This is a genomic window from Mycobacterium sp., assembly GCF_032162605.1.
In the GTDB taxonomy this organism is placed as follows: domain Bacteria; phylum Actinomycetota; class Actinomycetes; order Mycobacteriales; family Mycobacteriaceae; genus Mycobacterium.
Map to the genome: position 1 here is coordinate 1 of NZ_JAVROT010000494.1, position 7,483 is coordinate 7,483.

9 protein-coding genes are annotated in these 7,483 nt (G+C 68.8%); 3 read left to right on the forward strand and 6 right to left on the reverse strand.

Annotation, left to right across the window (positions count from 1 at the left end; all coding sequences use genetic code 11):
- The 4 genes from QOI01_RS27515 to QOI01_RS27530 form a co-directional block, all read right to left on the reverse strand.
- Positions 1 to 1,241: amidase (locus QOI01_RS27515; RefSeq protein WP_526386326.1), on the reverse strand; the 1,241-nt coding region annotated here is incomplete at its 3' end.
- An 18-nt stretch (positions 1,242 to 1,259) separates the two neighbouring features.
- Positions 1,260 to 2,072 (reverse strand): helix-turn-helix domain-containing protein, encoded by an 813-nt coding sequence (locus tag QOI01_RS27520; protein WP_526386327.1) that lies wholly within the window; start codon positions 2,070 to 2,072, stop codon positions 1,260 to 1,262.
- Between the two features lie 21 nt (positions 2,073 to 2,093).
- On the reverse strand, positions 2,094 to 3,023 hold the full coding sequence (locus tag QOI01_RS27525) for an SDR family NAD(P)-dependent oxidoreductase (protein WP_526386328.1): 930 nt from the start codon (positions 3,021 to 3,023) through the stop codon (positions 2,094 to 2,096).
- A complete protein-coding gene (locus tag QOI01_RS27530; RefSeq protein ID WP_526386329.1) occupies positions 3,020 to 3,637 on the reverse strand; it encodes a TetR/AcrR family transcriptional regulator in 618 nt (205 codons plus the stop codon). The genes QOI01_RS27525 and QOI01_RS27530 overlap by 4 nt, the downstream gene beginning before the upstream one ends.
- Before the next feature lie 103 nt (positions 3,638 to 3,740).
- On the opposite strand from QOI01_RS27530, the gene QOI01_RS27535 reads away from it, so the two are divergent.
- From QOI01_RS27535 to QOI01_RS27545, 3 genes are all read left to right on the forward strand, one after another.
- Complete coding sequence (locus QOI01_RS27535) at positions 3,741 to 4,208, forward strand: VOC family protein (RefSeq protein WP_526386330.1); 468 nt, start codon at positions 3,741 to 3,743, stop codon at positions 4,206 to 4,208.
- 22 nt (positions 4,209 to 4,230) lie between these two features.
- Complete coding sequence (locus tag QOI01_RS27540; protein ID WP_526386331.1) at positions 4,231 to 4,656, forward strand: HIT family protein; 426 nt, start codon at positions 4,231 to 4,233, stop codon at positions 4,654 to 4,656.
- Between the two features lie 502 nt (positions 4,657 to 5,158).
- Positions 5,159 to 5,605: a nitroreductase family deazaflavin-dependent oxidoreductase gene (locus tag QOI01_RS27545; RefSeq protein WP_526386332.1), complete on the forward strand. Its 447-nt coding sequence runs from the start codon at positions 5,159 to 5,161 to the stop codon at positions 5,603 to 5,605.
- Here QOI01_RS27545 and QOI01_RS27550 read toward each other — a convergent pair.
- Together QOI01_RS27550 and QOI01_RS27555 are read right to left on the reverse strand one after the other, a co-directional pair.
- Positions 5,602 to 6,645: an LLM class flavin-dependent oxidoreductase gene (locus QOI01_RS27550; RefSeq protein WP_526386333.1), complete on the reverse strand. Its 1,044-nt coding sequence runs from the start codon at positions 6,643 to 6,645 to the stop codon at positions 5,602 to 5,604. The two genes, QOI01_RS27545 and QOI01_RS27550, sit on opposite strands and share 4 nt — an antisense overlap.
- 95 nt (positions 6,646 to 6,740) lie before the next feature.
- The coding region (locus tag QOI01_RS27555; RefSeq protein ID WP_526386334.1) for a uracil-DNA glycosylase at positions 6,741 to 7,483 on the reverse strand (743 nt) is incomplete at its 5' end.

The window sequence follows — 7,483 nt, forward strand, 5'->3', positions numbered from 1 at the left end:
GCGGGTTGGCCCGTCACGTTGAACATGGCCTGGAACGGCACCCGGCCCGCCACCAACGCGAGCGTGGGGATCGCGCCGCGACGCTGGTAGGCGCCGACGCGCGACGGTCCGGTCGCCGTGCCCGGCGTGATGACGATGTCCACGTCGTCGAAGATCGTGTTTACGCGGGCGGTGACGCCGGCCTCCGCTGCGCGCATCGACGCCAAGCGCCGCTCGGACACCAGGCCCCCGATCCTGGCGAACGCGCGAGTACGACGATCGAGTCGCTCGGGCCGCGGCAGCGCCCGCGCATCGTCGTACACGCCTCGGAAGTACCGCGGCAGCGCCTGGGCGTACACCGCGCTCGGCGGATAGTCGGGGTCGCGCTCGATGACGTCGTGCCCGAGTTCGCGCAGCAGTGCTCCGGCCTCCCGGACCGCGGCGCGCTGCCGTCTGCCGACTCGCGCAGTCATCGGGGGTGGCACCTTGGTGCTCAACGCGATCCGCAGCCGCCCCGGCGCCCGCGCCGCCGCCGCCACGAAACCGGCGGCCGGTGCGGGCGGCGCGGTGGTGACGTCGAGGAACAGCGCCGCGTCCTCTACGGTCCTGGCGATCGGGCCGTAGACGCTCAACCCGCACCACGCGCCGTCATGAGGCGCCAGCGGCACCCGGTCGCGCTGCGGCTTGATTCCGAACAGCCCACCCCACGTCGACGGGATCCGGATCGATCCCATGCCGTCGGAACCGAGCGCCAACGCGGCCAGCCCCGCGGCCATGGCCGCTCCGCTGCCACCGCTACTGCCGCCGGGCGCGAAGTCGGTGTTCCACGGATTGCGGGTCGCCCCGAACGTCAAGGTTTCGGTGAACGGCCAGATCATCAGCTCCGGTACCGACGTCTTGCCGAGGATGACGGCACCTGCAGCGCGCAGGCGTCGCACCGCTTCGGCGTCGTCGGTGCGGGCCGGACCGTGCGCGCTGCTGCCGTAGGTGGTCACCTCGCCCGCGACGTCGGTGTCGTCCTTGATGGCGATCGGGACGCCGAGCAGCGGCAGTCGCTCCCCGGCGTCGAGACGGTCCTGGGCGGCCGCCGCCTCCCGGCGCGCGGAATCGGTGAGAACCACTCGGTACGAACGCAGTTCACGGTCGAACCGAGCGATTCTGTCGAGATAGACGTCCAGCAGGGCGGGCGCGGTGACGGTGCCTGCAGCGAGCAGGCGGGCCTGTTCGGCCGCACCGGTGTAGGCGAGATCGCGAGGGTCCACGTGCCTGAGAGTAATGAGCTAGCCGTGCCTCGTGGCGTATTCCCCTGGCGTACATCCCAGCATCGAGCGGAAGTCGTTGATGAAGTGGGCCTGGTCGTACCAGCCGAGCCTGACGGCGAGGTCGGCGACGTCGACTGACGAGTCGATCTCGATCTCCAGCGCGGCGTGCTGCAGGCGGTAGCGACACAACACCCACTTCACCGGAACGCCGACGTAGTGACGGAACACCCGCTGCGTGGTCCTGGTGCTCCACGGCGAGTGCGCCATCACCTGCTCGACGCGGCGCATCCGGTCGTCCTCGCGGACGCGGTCCAGCAGCGTCGTCAACGCAAGGTACGTGGGGTCGACGTCAACGTCGTACGCGGCGATGGCCTCGTCGAGGCGGCTCGCCGCGGCACCGATGTCGTCGTCGAGAACCAAGGGGCTGCCGAACAACTCGCCATCCATCGGGACAATCGTTCCGGTGAGCGAGCCCGCGTCGCGGCCGAAGCGGGCGGCGAACCCACCCGGACGCAAGCGCGCGCCGACCACCGAACCGCGCCCGGAGAGCGTGGTGGTGAACACCCGCTCAACGACCCCGTGTACGAGGGTATTGGGCAGCGGATGGCCGTGGCGCGGCGAGTCGGTGCCCCATTCGTGGGTGAGGTGCATGGCCGGGAAGGTGATGACAGTGTTCGCGGAAGAAGGTTGGCCGCTCAGATCCCAGTCGACGGACCAGAAGTGCTCGACCCACACGGCCGACTCATCGGATGGGGCCCACCGGTCGAGGTCGAACACCGACGTGGTGGCTGGCCGGCCGACGACTCCGAGTTCTGGCGCGTTCTTCGCCATGCGCCAACCCTACGAAACACATCAGGCGGGTACACGATCGACCAACCGCTCGCTGGTCTCCCACAGGTCCCGTGCCAACGCCCGGTCATAGGAGTCGACCGACGAGCGGATGGGCTTGGTTCCCTCGAAGTACGTGCCGGTGACGCCGTCGAACTTGGGATCACCCGCAAGGGCGGCGAGGCGGTTGCCGGAGGCGCGGGTGCTGTTGACATTGGGCAGCACGCGAAGGACGGGAAAGACATAGCGCCATGCGAACTTCACCAACGGCGCGTAGTCCCGCGCGAGCCCCGATCCCGGCATCAGGCCTGGATCGAAGGCGGTAACCGACACGCCGTCCGCCCCTTGCCCAAGCCTGCGGTCCAACTCGTAGGCGAAGAGCAGGTTGCACAGTTTGGACGTGGTGTACCTGCGGCGGCCCTCGTCGGACGTCCCGGCGGGCGGATGCGCCAGCTCCTCGGCGGACGTGTACTGCGGATCCGGCATGCCGGTGAACTTGGTGGGGTCGTGGGTACCGCTGCTGACGACCACGACGCGTGCAGGCCGTCCGAGCTGTGCGACGAGTCCCTGCAGCAGAGCGAAGTGGCCGAGGTGATTCACGCCGAACGTCATCTCGACGCCGTCGTCGGTGAGCTTCGTGCCGTCTGGCACCTGAAGCCCCGCGTTGCACACGACGGCGCGCAGCGCGGGTAGCCCGGCATCATGCAGGTGCCCACTGAACGCACGGACCGACCGAAGCGACGCGAGGTCCAGGGGCAGGACCGTGCACCGTTGCGGCGCACCGAGTTTGGCGACCGCGGCGGCGCCGCGCGCTGAATCGCGCACGGCGAGCACCACGTGCCACGTGTCGTCGCTCGCCAATAGGCTCCGCGCGCACTCGAGGCCGAGGCCGGCATTCGCGCCCGTGATGACGGCGGTTCTCGTGGTCGTTCTCGTGGTCGTTCTCGTGGTCACTGTTCCTCCAGAAGGATCGGTAGAAGGGCGGAGACGGCCTGGAACAGCCGCCGGTACGTCCGTTCGACATCGGTCGTGTCGGGTTCGAGGTGATCGGCAATGAACACGCCGTCGGAGAGGGCAACGGCCAGCGCGGTGAGTTCGTCGACGACGCGGTCTGCCTTGGCCGTGGGCGTGCCCACGGGTACGAGTGCCGCGATGGCGTTGCGGAATCCGGCGATGGCGGTGTCACGGACGTGTCGGACCAGCGTGGCGACGGCGGCGTCGTCACTGCGCTCGAGCGACAGGAGGTAGAACAGCCGCAGGAAGTCGGGGTGTTGCGCCAGCAGTCGGGCGGTCCCGGCGAATTGATCCTCTACGCCGGAGGCCTCGCCGCGTTGCGGGATCGCCGCGAAGAAGCGCGTCGCGCCACGCTCCATCACCGCGGCGAGTACTCCCTCCTTGGACCCGAAGTGCCAGTAGATGGAGCTGGCAGGAAGACCGCAGGCCTTGCAGATGTCACTGATGGACGTGGCCGCGTAGCCACGCGTGCCCATCAGGCGCTCCGTCGCATCCAGGATGAGTTCGCGCGAGCTCTCGCCTTGAAGCTGTTTCCTGCTTCGGGCCTCGGTCACCGCGCTTCCCTTCTCTGTAAGGATCGTTACAGACAAGGTAGCACGCGATTCGTTGTCGTGTTTTTCCAAGATCGAGGCGCCGGCCGCCGAAAGAGTGGTCGCCATGAACGTGAAACCAATCCCGGAGGGCTACACCAGCCTGACCCCGTTCCTGGTCGTCGACGGCGCCGCCGAGGCCATCGAGTTCTACGGCTCGGTGTTCGGCGCCACCCTGTTGGAGAAGATGGACGGACCCAACGGGTCGATCGCGCACGCCGAACTCGATTTCGGGTCCGGCCGTCTGCAGCTGTCAGACCCCAACCCGGACTACAAGCTCGAGGCGGTGAGACGCAAGGAAGCGGTCACCCACTCGATCGTGCTGTACTGCCCCGACGCCGACGCCGCAGTGGCCCGCGCCGAGGAGGAGGGCGCCAACATCCGCGAGGAGCTTCAGACCTTCGTCACGGGCGATCGGTTCGCGTCGATCGTCGACCCGTTCGGCCAGCGCTGGGCGGTGATGACACGCGTCGAGGAGGTCGACGCCGAGGAACGTGACCGCCGTCTGGCCGAGTGGGCAGCCCAGAACGTCTAGACCGGCCTACTACGGTGGCGCCATGTCATGCGTGTTCTGTTCCATCGTCGCCGGTGACGCTCCTGCCATTCGCATCTACGAGGACGACGACTATCTCGCCATCCTCGACATCAGACCGATCGTTCGCGGTCACGTCCTCGTCGTCCCCAAGGTGCACACCGTCGACCTGACCGACACGCCCCCGGCGACCGTCGCAGACCTGGTGCGGATCGGCCAGCGCATCGCAAGGGCGGCCCGCACATCAGCGCTCGCGGCCGACGGCAACAACATCGTCATCAACGACGGGAAGGCCGCGTTCCAGAGCGTCTTCCACATCCACCTGCACGTGGCACCCCGCACGGCCGGCGACAAGCTGTCGTTCGTGAAGGGGCTCGTGGTGCGCCGCGACCCCGACCGCGAGGCGACGGGGCGCATCCTGCGCGACGCGCTGGCCGAACTCGGCTCCTAGAGCCCGAGGAAGCGCCGGGCGTTGCAGCTGCGGCGGTGGTGGTTTCGACCGGGCTCCCGACCAGATTGGTCAGGTAGTACGACGACCACTCGGGCCGCGGTAGTTGCATCGGATGCACCAGCACCCCGAGATCGCGCTCGGCGGCGATCGCCAACACCTCGTGCATCGGCGCCGCGTCGAATGATCCCGTTCCGAGCAGTGGCGGCACCGCGATGCCGCGGACCATGTCACTGGCCGCGCTCCGATCCATCTGTTTACGCGCGGCGTCGGCATCGTGCAACGACACCAGCCCCAGGCCCAACAGCCGGCCGCCACTGTCGCGGCACACTCCTGCCAGTGCGCGTGCACGTCGATGGGGCCTGCCGAACGGGACATGTCAGACACCACGATGCGCGACGCGTCACGTGAGCGGCAATGGCCGTCGGCGCACTCTCTGCCCGCTCTCATGGCTCTGCTGACATCCCCGCATTACTCGTGACGCCGAGGTGACAGACTGACACGCATGAGCAACATGCCGCCGTGGGAGCGTTACCTCGGCCTTCCGCTGCTGAAGGTCCACGATGCGATCTACCGCAAAACCAACGGCTGGGTCGGACGCAAGATACCGGGGCAGGCCCCGATCCTGCTGTTGCACACCGTCGGCGCGAAGACCGGCGCTGCGCGGACCAACTCGCTGAGCTACGCCGAGGACGGCGGTTCCTACCACGTCGTCGCGTCCAAGGGCGGCGATCCGAAGGCGCCGGGGTGGTACTTCAACCTGAAGGCCGACCCGAAGGTCGAGATCAACATCGGCCCCAAGCGGATGCCCGCCACGGCAAGGATCATCGGGGCGGACGACCCGGACTATGCGCGGCTGTGGAAGCTGGTGAACGACAACAACTCGGACCGCTACGACGGGTACCAGAAGCGCACGACGAGGCCGATCCCGATCATCGCGTTGACGCCCTAGAACAGTTCCTTGGCCAGGAGTTCGAGGGTCTGGTCGCGGGCGGGCGCGGTGCGCGGATCGACGCCGCGGTAGGCCGACCCGACCGGGTTGATCATCACCTCGTCGACACCGAAGTGCTCGGCGAGCGCGCGTACCTGATCGGCCGCCTCCGTCGGCGACCCGACGATCGCCCTCTCCAGCCCCGACTCGACGATGGCCTGCTGCTGGTAACCGAGTTCGAGGGCCTTGGCGTCCTCCACCAGGTCGAGTGCCCGCAGGGGCACGCCCGTCCGCAGGAACGCCATCATGTGAAGGTTCGGCAGCATCAGATCCAAGGCCTCCTCACGGGTGGGGGCGACGGACGCGTTGACGGTCATGAACGTGGTGGGCTGGGTAGCGAGGTCGCTCGGCCGGAACTCCGAGCGGTAGGCGGCGAGCGCCTCCTCGGTGCCCTGACCGGAGAAGTGGTGGGCGAAGACGTACGGAAGACCCTTCGCGGCGGCCAGGTGGGCCGAGTACATCGACGAGCCCAGCAGCCAGATTCGTGGCTCGCCTACGGCGTTCGGCGTCGCCTTGAGGACGTAGTTCTCCCTGCGGCCCCGCAGCGCCACCTGGACGCCGGTCGTGCTCATCAAGGCGGCGACGTCGTCGAGGTACTGGGGGAAGTTCTCGATGTCGGTGTCGTCACGGCCAGCGGCGCCGCGCAGCGCCATCGAGGTCACCGGGTCAGAGCCCGGCGCGCGGCCTATCCCGAGGTCGATGCGGCCGGGCGCGGCGGCCTCGAGCAGCGCGAACTGCTCGGCGACGGCGAGCGGCGCGTGGTTGGGCAGCATCACCCCGCCGGAGCCCAGACGCAGCTGCTTGGTCTGCGCGGCGAGGTAGGCGATCACCACCGGTGGGCTGGTCGCCGCCACCGCGGGCATGTTGTGGTGTTCGGCCACCCAGAAACGTGTGTAGCCCAGGTCGTCGGCGGTCTGCGCGAGATGGGCCGTCGCCGCGAGCGCGGCGGACGTGCTCTGGTCGCTGCGGACTGGGACGAGGTCGAGTACCGAGAGTCGCACGCAACATTCAACCGCCGACGGGTGCGGATCGTTCCCTCGACGACCGATTTGTGGAGTCTCACCGGCGCTGACCGCCGCTGGATGCACACAAATCGCTAGGGGCGGGCGAGGCGGCGGGCGGCCGTGAAGACGCCGTCGAGCATCGCCGGGGTCAGCCTGCCGGTGAAGGTGTTCTGCTGGCTCGGGTGGTAGCAGCCGATCAGTGCGACGTCGCCGAGTTGCGCGATCGCCAGATGCCCGAACTTCGGCAGTGGTCTGCTGACGGTGCCGCCGCCGGCGCGGACCGTGTCCAGTGCCACACGCCATGCGAACCCGCCGAGCGCGACGATCACCCGAACGTCGTCGCGAACGAGCCGCCACTCGGCATCCAGCCAAGGCGCGCACGTCGCACGTTCCTCCGGCGTCGGCGCGTTGTCCGGGGGCGCGCACCGGACCGCGGCCACCACCCGGGTGTCGTTGAGCACCAACCCATCCGCGGCGTCGACACTCAACGGCGAACTCGCAAGGCCGGCGCGGTACAGCGCGGCGAACAGAAAGTCGCCACTGCGGTCGCCGGTGAACACCCGTCCGGTCCGGTTGGCGCCGTGCGCGGCAGGCGCGAGACCCACGATCAGAATCTGCGGCGTCGCCGACCCGAAGCCGGTCGCCGGCCTGCCCCAGTAGGGCTCGTGGGCGTAGGACCGGCGCTTCTCGACGGCGACCTGTTCGCGCCAGTCCACCAGGCGACGGCACGCGCGGCACACGCTGACCTGTGCGTCGAGATCGTCGACCGATCGGATGCGCCCGGCCATGGTGCGCACCCGCGCCGGCGTGGTCGCCACCGGGGTGTCGGGCGGCG